Source organism: Cysteiniphilum sp. GTC20157 (assembly GCF_055396795.1).
On record NZ_AP044698.1, the window covers coordinates 118,027 to 133,377 of the forward strand.

Below are 15,351 nucleotides of genomic sequence, written 5' to 3' on the forward strand. Positions count from 1 at the left end.
TTACGATGGGGAGTTGTTCAATAACATAAAAATATAGTCGAGAGAGTCATTTAGATGAGATTTAAAAGGTTTAAACAGCTCTTGTCATTTGTTTGGATAGGTTTGTTGCCCTTGCCAATAGGGGCAACTCTTTCTGTTTCTTTGGATGATAAATTCAAAAACGGGATTGAGGGTCTAGAAACGATCCCAGAAGATTTTGCCTCACAATTAGCTGATGCCATTGAGGTGGACGTCTCTATTTTGGGGGTTGAATTGGGGCAGCATATGATTCGACTAGATAAAGGTAAAATTTTCCTTGAGTCAAATGGTTTGTTTGACAATACCAGTGTTCATCTGAAAGATGGTGCGCGATTGATTTTAAATCAACTATTTGCTCAAGGGGTTGATTCCAGTAAAACCATTGATTGCTCACCTGTGTGGGATCAAAGTGGTTTGTGTCAGCGTAATTTACCTTTTATGATGACACAATTAGATTTAAATAGTATGCGTTTGAAGTTATGGCTGCCTGCTGAAGCATTTAGCTATCAGTCACAGCAAAATGATAAATATCTTAGTGCGCCCGAGGTTACTCATCTAAGTTCATTTTTTGGTTATCGATTTAATTTTAATTATGCAGATCATCGTGATACTAATTATTATCTTGAGCTTGATAATGCCACAGGCTATGGTCGTAATCATTTAAATAGCAGCGTTTTTTTGCAGCAAAATCGCCAAAGCAGTGATGTGCGAGTGAATAATGTCTATTGGCAATATGATAAAGAGACGATGTATTCACGTTTAGGCTATTTTAATAATGCTAATTTTTACAGTGGTCAGAATACGTATAGCTTGAATTATGCGTTTAATGGCACAGGTGTGATTAGCGAACTAGGTAGCTCTGATAATTTATCGTTGTCATCACAAAAAGCATCACTTATTCCGATACCTTTGTTTATCAATGCCAATTCAGTAGTCAATGTCTACAAAGATGGTCGTTTAATTTCGGTGCAGAATTTTAGCGCAGGCAATCACTTATTACAAACAGAGAGTTTTCCAAGTGGTATTTACCCGGTCAGAATCGAAATTACTCAGGCAGGTCAAGTAGTTCAAACTAAGACAGCGATGATCAATAAACCATCGTCTTTATCAAAGCTTCACGATAATAATAAAAACTATCGTGTGTGGTTGGGTGTAGTAGCTAAAGATCAAGACTCAGTGATCAAAGCTCCTTACTTGGGTGGAAGTTTTGCAACTGCGATCAATGAGACAATGATTATGAATTTTGGTGGTTATGGTGTAAATAACTTGGCAGTTGCTGAATGGGATAGCGAAGTTTCTTTGCCTTTAAATACACAAATAACGCAGACAGTTGCCGTAGATTCTGGGGCTAACTATGGTTATAACCTGCAGTTGTCTAATAGCTATTTTAGATATTTTTCAGTGAGCGCTTGGTACAATACAAATAGCAAAAGTGATAATGCTTATAGCCCCTTTAAATCACGTTACAATAGAGTTGGGCTATCACCTTATCTAAATTTAGAATCGATCAAGTTAGGGTCGATTTCGGGTACTTATAGTTATAGTTTTCACACCAATAAGGATAATCTGAATGCTTCGTATTTTCATACGTTGTATCAACGACATAATTGGTATGTTAATGCATCGATAAGTTATGACAGAAGTTTGCAAGGAGACGGGGAGAAGCAAAATAATTACGCCTTTATGCTCAATATTTCTTATACCTTTGGTAGTGGTAATACGTTAAGTGATTACTTACGCTATTCACCGAGTGATAAGCAGATTTCTAATGGCTTAAGCTTCAGACCAAATCTAGACAATGAGCATATAAGATATATCAATGCCAATGTTGATTATCGTAAAGATTATGTTAATGGTATGTTGTCAACAAGTCTGGCGTCAAGTTATCTGCAGGGGGATCTAGCAACATCCGTGGTCAGTCAAAATAATCGTGAAAATTATTCCGCTTCAGGTAGTCTCTATGGTGGTATAAGTCTCACGCCACAAAGCATTGCGCTACACAATGATCACCGTGGTAAGTCAGGTGTGGTTATTCATCTGGATACAGAAGATAAAAACCACAAGATGGCAGCACAGATCAATGGTGTCAGTTATCCAGTTTATAAGGGGAATAACTTCATTGCACTGCCTCATTATAAACAATACAAGGTTTCATTGAGTGATCATCAAGATGAAGCGCAATTGCTACAGTACTCAGATAAGCGAGAGTTTGTCAGTCTTTATCCTGGTTCTATTTATTATCTGTCAAGAGCAGCATTTCCGGTGATTGAGGTTGTTGGTCAAGTTATTGATGGCAAAGGCAATCCAATTCGCGGTGCCAAACTATTAAGCTATGGCGATATGGCAACTTATAGCGATGAGTCAGGATTTTTTGTCACAAGTGTGAGTAAGGTAAAACCTGCGTTAACGATTGCAACGAAAGCCGAGAAATGTGCTTATGATTTAAATGCAAATGAAATAACAAGTGCTCAACCTGGTTATTGGGTTGGTGCATTTACGTGTTGAGGTGTGTGATGGTAAGAAAATGTTCTAATATATTGGTAGGGTATCTATTAATGAGCTTTTGCTATATAAGTGCCAATACAATAAGCATTAACGTTGATTTGGCTGAGAAAAAGATTACACAGACTGGGGGAATTATAACCTCTAAGGTGACATTTGATCGTCAGCTAATTTTTGATGTAGGGCAGCTAGATTTAAATGGAAAAATAAATCAATCTTTAAATGGGCATTTTAATTATTATTGTGGATATAGCTTTTACAATTATTGCAACGCTAACTCTAAAGGGACACTATCTAACAAGATCAGTTTAAGTTGTAACAATGGTGTTGAGTTAACCGGCACAGTGACCTCAGAAGGTGATAATTTTTACTTGAACAATTCTCCTGTAAAATCCTTCGGTAAGAGTCCTGGTCACTTATCTATTCGTTCTTCTGATTTATATCATATTAAGAAATTGCATTTTAGGTTTGATAATATCCAGCTTGCTGATTCAGCAGGAATTTCAAATTGCTCGGGTAAAGTCAAGCTTAATGGCAGTTTTTGGCTTAATCGATATCAAAATCAACATGATCGTAATCCGAAGGAATATAAGGAAATTAAAGTTGATAATCAAATACAGATGACGCTTAATTTTTTGCCTTACATAAAGTTAAAAGGGCCGTCATCATATAAGGTCACACTCACTGAAAATAGTAGCTCCGGTAATTATCATGCAACGGCTAGTATACCTTATGTGACTAATGCTAATAACGTTCAAGTAAAACTTAAAAGCTGTGACAGCTATCAAGACGGTTGTGTTTTGAAAAATGGTGATGACGAACACATTCCATTGACATTAAAAATAAATAATCAGGAATTAAAAACGGATCAAAATCAATCTATCGCTATACGGCAAGCTTCCAATGAACTAAATGTCGATTTACTTGCGGCTGCAGCTGCGGTTAAACAGGCAAAGGTAGGCAAGTACACAAATAAGACTGTGCTTGTACTTACGGCAAACTTTTAGGGAGAGATGGCAATGAACAAAATAATAAAATGGGTAGGACTGTTTATATTTCCGTTGAGTTGTATTGCTTCTAATACAGCAGAGGTTACAATTGATAGCGAGCTTGAGGTAAAGCCTTGGTTTACTGTTCAAGTCGATGGTAGCAACAATATTGATTTTACATCACAAGTAAAGACGGTTACCCACAACTGTTCGGTAGCTAATGAGGCTGACTATGTTTATGCAGGTAAATCTTCAAATATAAGTTTTCTAAGCAATATTCCTAACCCTAGTTATCGCATGAAATGTGAACAAGCAACGATGAAACATCATGAATCTTCTCATACAATTACTTTAGAGAGTTATGTTTGTATAGAAAACCAAGCGGAACCGTTAGGAGCTAGGAATAGGCGAGTGCCACAACGAGGTACTGAATTTTTACTTTTAGTTAAAAAAGTTGGCGGAAATGCCTCTTATCAAAGAGGTATCTATAAAGGGCAGCTTGTTTGTCATGTTTCGGTAGACTATTAGGTGGAAGTTATGATGCGAAAAACGATTATTTTTTTAAGTGGAATACTGTTAGCAATTGTATCAGTTGGGAGTTCACTTCCACCACAACAAGTTCTGTTTAATTTAACGCTTGATACTAGCAAAATGCCAACGGTCGAAGTTGATCTATCCAATCAACATTTAAATATTGGGCAGATTAAGCTTGATAAAGATCAGAAACTACCTCCTTTTAAATCTAAAGAATTACAAGGGCAAGTGTTGTTAACCAATAGCAATGTACTGGAGGTTTCAATAACCTGTCAGAATCAAGATAAGGGGCACTGTGTCTTACATGCAAACGATGCGAGTGGACAGTGTCCAGCTTGCAAAATAAGTTATCAGGTTTGCTTGTCTGTTGAGCGTAAAAGTCCTTTTTGTAAGGATAGTTTAAATAACCAAATCATTAAGCTCAATCAGAAGCGAAGCAATATACCGTTTAGTATTTATATTCAGGGTAGTGGGGGTGATCTTATTCCATTGGGCTCAAATAGTGAGAAGTTTATAGGAGACTTTTCGTTGACATTTAAAGCAAGTTTTATTTAACACACATAAGGAGAAAATAGCATGAGAAAAAAGAGTACTTACGTTTACATATTATCAGGTTTAATGGGTATGAGCAGTATTGGTTATAGCAATAATGTAGATAGTGGGGTAGGTTCTAGTGAGCCTATTAGCATTCCAGCTAACTATACTTTGCATGAGCAAGTATTAGATCCAGACTTTGATAAGACAGTAACCACAGAAACATACCATAAAGAGCAGTTAGATAATTTGCTAGCTACAGATAAAGGCTTTTTGTGGCTTCAATCACCAGCAGGGAAAAATTGGCTAGTAAGCAAAGTTGGTCATAACTGGTTTTTATCAGATTCGTTGGTTGTTAATCGTTGGTTAGATACAGAAGACGCAAAATCTTGGGTCTTAACACATGAAGGGCAGCAGTCGATGCTTGCAAAAGTAAATTCGCTTTCGGATGAAAAAGCGCTTAATTTGAATTCTTTAGATGCTAAGTGGTGGCCAAGTTTCGCGAGTATTATTGGTTATGGAGCAGCAGGAGTTGGTGGTGTTGCTGGCTACAAATACTATGATGGTGACGTGAAACAAAAACTTAGTGCAGGAGCTGCAATGGCAATAGCTGGATTAGCAGCTTTTAAACTAACTCAATCAGTAGTAAATGCTTGCACCAGCTTTAAATCAGACTTAGATAAAGTATTCATAACAAAAGCAGGACAGCAATGGTTGTATACCGAAAGTGGTATTAAGTGGCTAGTGAGTCCACAAGGTTCTCAGTGGCTTATGGATTCAGAAGGTCAGGATAGATTAAGCTTATTGGAAGGAAATAAAAATGGTCACAGTGTTGCAAAGGGCATTATACATAATGGGAGTCCTAATAAGATCAATCAAGTCGTACAACAAATGGAACAAGTTCTACTTAACAAAGTCAATAAGGCAAATACAATCGCGGGCTATTGGCATGCTTCTGATTTAGATCAATTTTTATCTACTTATGTGGGTGGATTGTGGTTAGCAAGTTCTACAGGAATTTCATGGCTGCAAACTTATGATGGCAGTCAGTGGCAGGTCGATTCAAAAGGTAAGATGCGTCCAATTTTTAACGAATGGTTAAATAAAGATTCCACTGTAGGAGTAATTAAAACCAATGCAGATTTACAAAAGATCATTCTTGAGCATATTGAAAGTATGGATAATCATGATGATTCCAAAAATTGGTATTATGAGTCCGAATTATCGCAATTTATATCCTCAAAAGCTGCTGGTATGTGGTTAACAACCGATGTTGGCAAAGAATGGATGAAAGGTAATAGTTGGCAGAGTTGGTTGAAAAGTGCCCGAAATGGTTGGTTTTGGGAGTATTCTGTTATTAAATGGTTAAATACGCCAGCTGCTGTAGAATGGATACAATCAAATGATGCAAAGACCCAGTTTAAAACTATTTTAAATCAATGGGATGCTGAGAAATGTAAAGATGGCATGATATATAACTCTAGCTGCTCTGCGGTGAAAAATACAAAAGCTGGGAAGTTATATGTAAAAGCTTTGTCTAAACAATAAAGCTGTTGATTGGATTTTATATATCAAAATAAGATCAATTAATTTCTTTTATTAAATAAATATCAATGGTGTTTTCTAATAACATGCTCATCTGTTCTTGACAGCATGATGAGTATCCATGTTGCACTTGGTGACATAGTCTAACATCTTGTGGCGTGACTTAAATCAGACTCTATGCGTAAATGGTTATGGGTTGGTTGGTTTCTCAAGTAGTTATTTGATGTGGTAATTAAAGGGCTGATCATTGTTATGTTTTTTGTAGTTTAAGGGGAAATATGGGGTTTAAGTTTAAGTACTGTTTTATTGCCAGCATTGTTCTATCAATCTGTCCGATAAAGCTTCTGGATATTGAGTTTTGAACATGGGCTGTGTACCTTGAGCTTACAGGCAAATCGCACAATATCTATTGATTTAGGTAAGTGTTTTGAGTTGGTGATAAGAGCGCTGTTATCTGAGGCTAATCTGCTAAGGCAGATAAATCGAACTGACTTTAGAGTAATTATAGTAAACAAAATATAAGTGATATTAAAACTAATTAATTAAAGGTTTAACAACAAAAAGGAGAAAATAATGATGAAGAAAATAAACAAAATGAACAAGCAAAAAGGTTTTTCATTAATTGAGTTAATGGTTGTGCTGGTTATTATTGGGGTACTGACTGCCATTGTGATTTCACAGTTTGCGAAAGCGGCGCAGAAAAATCGTATTTTAGAAACAACGGCTTTAATTGGCACGGTGCAATCAACCATACATGATGTCACACAAATGGATCTGGGGCGAGAGATTAATGACAAGCTCTTAGTCGATAGTGATCGTATTGCTAAGAAATACATTAGTGGTACAGATATTGTTACGCCATTTGGTGGAAGCTTTACAGTCAAAGGTGCTGCAAAAGGCACTGAATATACGATTAAATTTGATAGTATGTCTCAGCAAGCCTGTGATGCATTATCAAATGCAGTAGCTATGTCTGATGCCTTGAAGCTAAAGATAGGGACACAAACAGAAAGGGCAGTGCCAATTACATCTGCGGATATTGCTACAGATTGTTTAGCTGAAACTTCGGTTGTAGGTACTAAGTATCCATTGGAAGTAACTTTTAAACGTTAATACTCAAATCGAGTAATGCACCAACTATGATGACCGATGGTTAAAATAAATAAAAACCATTGAGCATCATTACCATTTTAGAATTTTCTGAACAAAAATAAACTTAGGTGATCCTAGTGCAGCATATATTTTCAAAAAAACAAAATTGCCGCCAGCTAAAATCTAAGCAACAAGGCTATATCCTCATTTCATTAATGGTGTCATTGGTGATTTTAGGGCTGATTGCAATCAATGAATATATGCGCTTGGTCAAAAAACAGCAGCTGGATCGAGCAGAAACAGCAGCGACACAGATGGTTAGTGTTGCCAATAGCATTGGTGATGCCATTTATGAGCCAATGGCAATGATTGAAAGGGCGAAAGGCAATTCAAAAGATCAACAAGAAATACGGGTAAAAGCGCTACAAGGTCAGGCGAATGAGATTCACGCAAAGTGGAAGAAGGAAAGTGATAAAAATGCTGGATGGGTAACTTTACAGACGTTTTATGATAAACCTGATTTATCTGCAGTGTGTGGCATGAGTCGTCCGCCGATTACGCAGAGTCAGACGTTTTTATCTTGTCTTAAGGCGCGTCAAATGAATTATTTTAATAATGAATATCGTTCGGTTTGCCGATGCGTTAATCAAAAAATTGGCTATGCCGGATTTATCAATATGATACCGGCTGAGATTGATATGCAGCCGATTTGGGGTGAGGATAGTGAAACACCTAAATCTGTATTGTTACGCGTGCCATATCCTGAGCTTGGTGGGGAGGTCGATAGTGGCTTGGCATTGAGAATGTTGGCACATTTAAAGAGACATCTCGTTGATACACCACAATTAAAGTTTGCGGTGTGTATGGGGGAGCTAAAAAACCCCTATCGGTTGCCGTCCAATCCATTTGCTTGTGAAACGGATGTTGAGACAAGTAATTATTTGGAGAAAAGTAATCAGTCGATTTATATCCATATTGAAAGAAAAGATTATAAAAAATCATAAAAATATAGAAAAATAAAAAAATAGAAAAGGTAAAGGAAAGTGAGCGATAACAGAATCTGGCAAAAGCTGCCATGTTTAGTATGTTTTGTAACTGTTTTACTGGTGATTGCGCTGTTTTATCAACGTGCGCTAGCACAGGAGTCGGTTTCAGAGAGTTCTTTTAAAGTGGTGAGTCTTAACTGTGCCTTATCTGAACATTGTGCTGACATTGATATTAAGCAATCCCGAGGCGTAGGCAAGATTGTTTCGGATGATGAGTATAACGGTTTTACATTAATGATTGCCGATAATATTTTAGATGATTTGTCGTCTGAAGAGATGCATATGATTTTTGGTCAAGAGGATACGCGCTATGCAATTGGTGTTAATCTTGAGGATAACACGGTTGCCATTGCGCAAACACAAAAAGAAGCCGATTTATTGGCAAAGCACCCACGAGAAGTCTTCTATGCCCTAAAGGGACAAACCTTAAAACAGACGATTGAACGTTGGCTTTCTTATCAAGGGGTTAAACTGATATGGGAGGCATCTGTCGATTATAAGCTTGTTGCATCTGCTGTATTTGAAGGTAAGCTTTTTGCAGCCGATGGCGCATTAAACAATCTGTTAAAGGCGTTTGAGGAGGCTGATCATCCATTACAGGCGCAATTAAAAGCCAATAACGTGCTGGTAATTAAAGCCAAATCATATTCTTCAAATATGGTTGTTATGCAAAATGACTGAAGGTTGTCTTATGAAAAATAATAACAAAATATTGAATGTCTTATTAAGCAGTTTGCTGTTGTCCTTAACAGCATGCAGCACTGCCGTTTATAAAACGATTGATAAAAACACAGATGATCATATTGCAAAAGCAAATAACATGATGTCAAGCCTTAAAAAACCGGCATCAGAGCAATTTGTGACGGTGAGTGATGCGCCTTATGTGCAAGGTGATCTTATTGATATTGAAGCAGAAAATGCTTTGCCTCAAATATTCCAACGTTCCTTTCAATATACTACTGCCGCAACGGGTGTTGCATTGGAAACTTTGATCTCCAAGATACATAAAATCACGCAAGCTAAAGTGATTGTTTCAGAAGGTGCGATTGCCTATATTCTTGAGCGTGAGCATGCTGCCATGCCTGAAGCTGATGTGGCAAAGAAAGAAAAAGTCGCTTATGAAGTCGCAGATATTCAAGATGTGATGCTACATTGTGACTATGTAGGTGATATTGCTGGATTCTTGGACTATGTTGCATTTAAGCTGGGTGTTTTCTGGAAGTATGATCAAAGCAGAAACACGCTTGAATTCTTCAGAACGGAAACCAAGACATTTCATGTAGATATTTTAACAGATAAGATTAAAACGACGACTAAAGTTGGCAGTAACTCGAGTACGGGTGTTAATCAATCGGCTTCACTTAAGACTGAAAATGAAGCAGAGTACGATAATCCTTGGGCTGCGGTGATTAAAACCATTAAATCGATTATTGGTCAATCAGGCAGTGTTGATGAGAACTCAACGCTTAATCTGATTACAGTCAAGACCACGCCACTATTGATGCGTCAAGTCGCCCAATATCTTGAGGAGATTAATCGCACGGCAAGAAAGAAAGTCGTCATTAGACTGGATGTCTATGATGTTGATCAGAAAAATACCTCCAATTACGGTTTTGATTGGAATGCACTATATCAAGGAACTAAGGGGGCAATCGATTTGAAGACAGCAACAGCTTTAACGGGCAGCTATGGCACGCTAACCAGTGCGATTTCATCAGGACCGTGGAGTACTTCAAAATTAATTATCCAAGCATTGCAAACCATGGGTAAAACCACACATGTTACCGGTACGACAATGTATACTGTCAGTGGTCGTCCGGTGCCGATTCAAGTATCAACAACCACTGCCTATATTAAAAAGGTTGATGTGGTAGTGAAAGGGGGTGGTGATACACCAATCGTGGAGCAGTCAGCGACGCCGAGTGAATACAATGAAGGTTATGAGATTAAAGTGCTCCCAATTGTCGTTAAAGGCAATGAAATTTTGGTTGACTTAAGTGTTAATCTGACCAATCTGGTGCGTATGGATGAGTCAAAAGTGCCTGTTCATGGTAGTAAAGAGCCACAAACCATTAAACTGCCATCTATTCGTAACAAAAGCTTTATGCAGTCAGTGCCATTAAAATCAGGTCAAACGGTTATTTTAGCCGGCTTTGAAGACAAGAAAGATATTGCGCAAACCGACAGTGTTGGTCCGCAAAGCACTTGGATGTTAGGTGGTTCGCAGGCGGCGTCAAATAACTCAACGGTCACGGTGATTGTTGTCACACCGTATCTGATACGTTAACAACTATGGAGAAACACATGATTATTGCTATAGACAATAAACGTTATGCCATTGGCTTAACTTGGTTTATTGCGGATAGTGAACATAAATTATTTGATGCACTTTATCATATTGACTGTCAAAGCTTTGTAATGGATGTAAAGCGCAATATTGCTGCAGCTATGCCGTCAAATGTAACACAAAGTGAGGTGATTGGTGCTGTCTCACTTGCTGCCGTGCTTAGTGAACTATTGGCAAAAGATGCTATTTATATCTTTCGCTTGTTTGATAAAGCGGGTAATTCAATAGATAAGTATTGGTTGTGTGTCGTAAAAAACGGTGTGATTTTACCAACGGTCAAATTACCGGTCAATCAAGAAGCAAGTTTTCAAAATGACAATATAGAGTCATTAAATGGGGAGATTGAATTATCTGGCGATATGATTGTTGATGAGGCTTCTTTACATCAATGTATGCGTTATTTAGCCAAAGTTTTTTCAGTTGATACTTTTGGGCGAATTTTACAGTGTGATACAGCGGTTGATAATCCGTTGATTGATAAGATTGTCTTAGATTTTGCCATTGATAGGACACTAATCAAAAGAAACGCACTGACGCAATTATTGATAAATATCAAAGACGAAGACTCGCGCCAGTTTGTGATTAAGGCATTGCCTAAACATGTCAAAAAGGTAGACAGTAAGCCTGTTTCTCGTAAGGAAAATGTTTCTACATCAAGACGTAAACTCGTTAGTTACGGGGTGTTATCGCTAGTATTAGCTGTAGGAGGATATATGTATTTTTCAAATAATACATCATCAAAAAGTTCTAACAATAAAGATGCCAATGAGATGAAACTACAGCAGGAAAAAGCCTATATTCAGAAAGTTGAATCAGACATTCAGCATAAGAATGCTTACCCTTTGATTATTAAGTTTGTCAATGCCGTTGGCAATTTGCCTACGTCGGTATTGCAGTGGCATATCCAAAAAGTTAGTTATCAGCCGGGGGCATTGAATGATGTAAGTGCGGTTTATGTGTTAAACAATAAAAAGCATAAAGCTGCTCTAACAAAGGCAGCATTTGCTCATATTCAGTCATTACAGGCAACTGAGGTAAATGAAGCGACTAATAATATGGCTGATGTGCGCTTTAAGCTCATTCGTAACGAGCATGCGCTCACCGATCAGTCGATGGTACGTTTGAAAGATAAAGCAGCTGAAAGCTATCGCTTTAATCAATTTGTAGAGGAGTTGAAACTAAGGGGGATAGACTTCAAATTAGTCCTACCTCAATCCTCTTATGGCATTGCTAAACATGGGATCACTGTTATAGGACACAGCATGCGTGAGCTTATATCATTAACAGCAATGGCAAAAGCATTAAGTACCTTTGTTTTAGTCAGTATTGAAATACAGAATAATCAAGACAAACCAGTCTCTTGGATTGTTAAAGGAGAAATCTATGAAGCATAAACAATCACGTGGTACTCATCTATCTTTTTTGAGATTTCCAACTTTTTTATTTGCATTGAGCGCGATCACAGCAACTGCTTATGCGCAAACGAAAAACGCAGAACAAACCTATGCTATTGATTCTAGCCATCACTATTATCAGAGCATTCAGGCAGAGGATTATTTACATGCGCAAATTCAGCAGCAGGCGCTCGAAAATCAGGTGATGCAACAAAAGATAGCAAATCATAAATTGCAGCGTCAACTAGCTGCTGCCAGTAAATCTAAAGGAGTGTTGAACACTACTTCAGTTAGATATGGTCATGGTGAGTTAAGTGTCAGTGAGATCTCACAAATTGGTGATATATGGGAAGCTGTTATATGGTTTCAGGCAAAAAAGTATGCGCTTAGTGTTGGTCAGTTAGTTGGTAAGCGTTACAAGGTGGAGTCTATTCACCCTGACAGCGTGACTTTTGTCGATCTTGCAAATAATACTCAAACCTTTAGCGTTAATATTGATTAAATTTTTGGGTGTGTATGGTTATGAGTAAGAGCTATCAAACGATCGATGATATTTATGGTGATATTTATCAGTCATTAGAAAATAGTAATGATCGTCCTGCTACTTCGGTGCATGAACTAGATTTTGTGATTCAAGATGTGATTCAAGCATCAGCTAAAAAAGAGCAACATGTTTTTGCAAAGGCGCTTAAAAACGGACAGCAAGAAATTGGCGTTGTATTTATTTCTAATGAGGTTCCCAAGGCGCGATATGAACATATTAAAAAGCAAGGGAAAAACTATCTCAAAGATGATCTGACCATTACGGTTCAGCCTGTTGTTGCCTCATTACTAGATGAACTTATTACGTTGTCTTTGAGAGATGAAATTGACACAGGTATTTTAAGTGAATTTTATACCATCGTAAAAGAAGCAGTAGATCACAAAGCATCTGATATCCATATTGAAGCAACGGCGACACGAGTTGAGTTAAAGCATCGTATTAATGGGCTGGTCTATCTGCATAAAGCGTATGATGCCGAGGTGATGCTTAAGATCTTGCGAGCAATTTATAATACCAAAGGACATTACGGTACAGTTGATAAACAGTTAGATCTATACAACAAAGCACAACAGGCTGTCATTGATCAGCATATTGATGGAGTCGTTTATCGCTTGCGTTTTCAAAGTACGCCACTATATCCATACGGTTATAATGTGGTGATGCGAGTGTTATCTATGGGGAAAAAACAGAACCAGACAATACACTCGTTAGGCTATGCACCTGAGCAGGTTGAGCTGATGGATAAGGCACTGGTTTCACCAGAAGGCGTGATTATTTTCTCAGGTGAAACTGGTTCAGGCAAAAGTACATCATTATCTGTGGTTCTGAAGCTAATGGTAGACCGCAGTCGTCGTCAGAAGAAAATACTAACGATTGAGTCGCCGCCTGAATATATTATTGATGGGGCTTGTCAAATCCCCGTGCATGAAACAGCGGATGATACCAGTCAAATGACATTGGAGAAATTTAACCATACGTTTAAAGCAGCCATGCGCCTAGATCCAGATGTTATTATGGCGGGAGAAATACGTGATAGATCATCTGCCGTATTATTGCAACAAGCCGTGCAATCTGGACATAAGGTCTTGACAACCCTGCATGCCCAGAATGCTTTTTTGTGTGTTGAGCGTTTAATGGGTATTGGCATTGACAAGGAGGTGTTATTGTCACCTAAATTCTTATCAATGATTGTTCATCAAACACTTGTGCCAATCGTTTGTCCTGAGTGCTCTTGGGGTTATGAAAAATATCGATCGATTTATCCAGATTGTAAGGTGCTGTATCGACTAGAGCACATTATTCATCAATATGGCAATGATGATAAAGTGCTTCAAAATGTACGCTTTGCCAATCGTGAAGGGTGTGACCACTGTGATCATAAAGCCGTTATTGGTCGTGAGGTTGTTGCTGAGGTGCTTATACCCACAGAAGCGTTATTGGAAAAAATGCGTTTAGGTCGAATGAGTGAGGCAAAAGAAATATGGTATCACATCGGTGGGCAAAATATGGCTGCTCATGCTTTTGCAAAGGTGTTATCAGGTTTACTGTGTCCGACGATGTATGAGTATAAAATGGGACGTCTGGATGAAATGGAGGTAGGGCAATGAAAGGCTTTGCCATGAAGTCAATCTTTGATCGCTTCAAGTTGAAATTTGGGCAAGATAAAAGTCAAATGAATGTTAGAAATATTAGAAATTACAATATCTTCTTGATTTTTGTTTTGCGTTTATTTTTTTCTAATCGTGTGCGAGCCTCGTTATATCAAAATATTATTCTGGTGATGAGCAATAGTAGCTTGAGTATTTACGGCACACTGGTGGCTCTTAAAGAGAAGTATACATACTATCGATCGTTTAATAACAGCATATTGTCAATGATTTTAAATGATTGGATTAGACGAATTGAGTATGAGGGAATGGCGTTTGATGAGGCGATTAAATCTTATGTTCCAAGAAATGAGCATATGATGATTAAGGCGAATTTTGATGACCCTATTAATGCGCTTGATTATGCCAGTACATTGACAAGAAAGTTTGCATTATTAACTAAGAAAATTGCAATTGGAATGATTATGCCAGTCATTGCAACATTGATTTTAATTGCGGTCATTATTGGTTGTTCGCTTAAGGTCATTCCAATGCTATTGGAATCACTACCTGCTGATAATTTATCTGGCAATATTGCAGATTTTATTGCATTGAATAACGCTATCACCAGTCATGCATGGTATATTGTTTCGATCGCTATTGTGTTGATTATTACAGTGCCAATAATAATTAAGCGCTGGACTTTTCGCATGCGCTATCGCTTATTCGATAAAATATGGGGGTTTACTGAGTATAAGAGGATTCAAGCGACAAGCATTCTGATTTCATTAGCATCACTGCTGAGTTCTGGCAAAAGTTTTAATATGGCATTTATGTTGATTGAAACAAATTGTTCATATTATCTCAAACCATATATTGTCAGGATAAGAGAAATGATGTCGCAAGACGGGCTTTCAGCTGGTCGCGCGCTAGCGAGTGTGAATCTTTTTAATAACAATACATCACTGCTGTTGGATATTTATACCGATGCGGGGGCGATTGAGGAGGGGTTACTTGCGTTGAGTGACCGTGTTCTGGAAACTGAAATCAATGCGATTGTGGCAAAGATGAAAATGCTAGGGTTTGTGATTTTAGGTTTATCAATGGGCTACATCGGTTTCTTTTATTTTTCAGTGGCGACATTATCAGACAGTATGCGCTAAAAAGTTCTTAAGGATGGGGTGTTTATTATAGGGGAATTGTCTATAAATGGATGGCGT

13 protein-coding genes are annotated in these 15,351 nt (G+C 37.8%); all 13 read left to right on the forward strand.

From position 1 onward, the window contains the following. Nucleotides 1-54: 54 nt before the first annotated feature. The 13 genes from ACZ5V8_RS00355 (at nt 55) to ACZ5V8_RS00415 (ending at nt 15,294) form a co-directional block, all read left to right on the forward strand. Nucleotides 55-2,523 (forward strand): TcfC E-set like domain-containing protein, encoded by a 2,469-nt coding sequence (locus tag ACZ5V8_RS00355; protein ID WP_440616486.1) that lies wholly within the window; start codon nt 55-57, stop codon nt 2,521-2,523. A 98-nt stretch (nt 2,524-2,621) separates the two neighbouring features. Beyond that, nucleotides 2,622-3,527, forward strand: a complete 906-nt coding sequence (locus tag ACZ5V8_RS00360) for a hypothetical protein (protein ID WP_464217911.1) — start codon at nt 2,622-2,624, stop codon at nt 3,525-3,527. A 12-nt stretch (nt 3,528-3,539) separates the two neighbouring features. Further along, nucleotides 3,540-4,037 carry a hypothetical protein gene (locus tag ACZ5V8_RS00365; protein ID WP_440651591.1) on the forward strand — a complete coding sequence of 166 codons (498 nt, stop codon included), beginning with the start codon at nt 3,540-3,542 and terminating at the stop codon, nt 4,035-4,037. A gap of 9 nt (nt 4,038-4,046) precedes the next feature. After that, entirely contained in the window at nt 4,047-4,598 is a 552-nt protein-coding gene (locus ACZ5V8_RS00370; protein WP_464217912.1) for a hypothetical protein, read from the forward strand. A 21-nt stretch (nt 4,599-4,619) separates the two neighbouring features. Continuing rightward, the gene (locus ACZ5V8_RS00375) at nt 4,620-6,125 is read left to right on the forward strand and encodes a hypothetical protein (protein ID WP_464217913.1); all 1,506 of its coding nucleotides are present in this window, start codon (nt 4,620-4,622) and stop codon (nt 6,123-6,125) included. Between the two features lie 570 nt (nt 6,126-6,695). Beyond that, on the forward strand, nt 6,696-7,235 hold the full coding sequence (locus ACZ5V8_RS00380) for a type II secretion system protein (protein WP_464217914.1): 540 nt from the start codon (nt 6,696-6,698) through the stop codon (nt 7,233-7,235). Between the two features lie 116 nt (nt 7,236-7,351). Further along, complete coding sequence (locus ACZ5V8_RS00385; protein WP_464217915.1) at nt 7,352-8,218, forward strand: pilus assembly FimT family protein; 867 nt, start codon at nt 7,352-7,354, stop codon at nt 8,216-8,218. A 39-nt stretch (nt 8,219-8,257) separates the two neighbouring features. Then, on the forward strand, nt 8,258-8,941 hold the full coding sequence (locus tag ACZ5V8_RS00390) for a TcpQ domain-containing protein (RefSeq protein WP_440616493.1): 684 nt from the start codon (nt 8,258-8,260) through the stop codon (nt 8,939-8,941). A gap of 10 nt (nt 8,942-8,951) precedes the next feature. Next, nucleotides 8,952-10,547, forward strand: coding sequence for a hypothetical protein (locus ACZ5V8_RS00395; RefSeq protein WP_464217916.1), 1,596 nt, complete (start codon nt 8,952-8,954; stop codon nt 10,545-10,547). A gap of 17 nt (nt 10,548-10,564) precedes the next feature. Further along, nucleotides 10,565-12,001 (forward strand): hypothetical protein, encoded by a 1,437-nt coding sequence (locus ACZ5V8_RS00400; RefSeq protein ID WP_464217917.1) that lies wholly within the window; start codon nt 10,565-10,567, stop codon nt 11,999-12,001. Next, nucleotides 11,991-12,503 carry a hypothetical protein gene (locus ACZ5V8_RS00405; protein WP_464217918.1) on the forward strand — a complete coding sequence of 171 codons (513 nt, stop codon included), beginning with the start codon at nt 11,991-11,993 and terminating at the stop codon, nt 12,501-12,503. Before ACZ5V8_RS00400 ends, ACZ5V8_RS00405 begins: the two co-directional genes overlap by 11 nt. A 20-nt stretch (nt 12,504-12,523) precedes the next feature. After that, nucleotides 12,524-14,152: a GspE/PulE family protein gene (locus tag ACZ5V8_RS00410; RefSeq protein ID WP_440616497.1), complete on the forward strand. Its 1,629-nt coding sequence runs from the start codon at nt 12,524-12,526 to the stop codon at nt 14,150-14,152. Next, nucleotides 14,149-15,294, forward strand: a complete 1,146-nt coding sequence (locus tag ACZ5V8_RS00415; protein WP_440651589.1) for a type II secretion system F family protein — start codon at nt 14,149-14,151, stop codon at nt 15,292-15,294. The genes ACZ5V8_RS00410 and ACZ5V8_RS00415 overlap by 4 nt, the downstream gene beginning before the upstream one ends. Nucleotides 15,295-15,351: the final 57 nt, after the last annotated feature.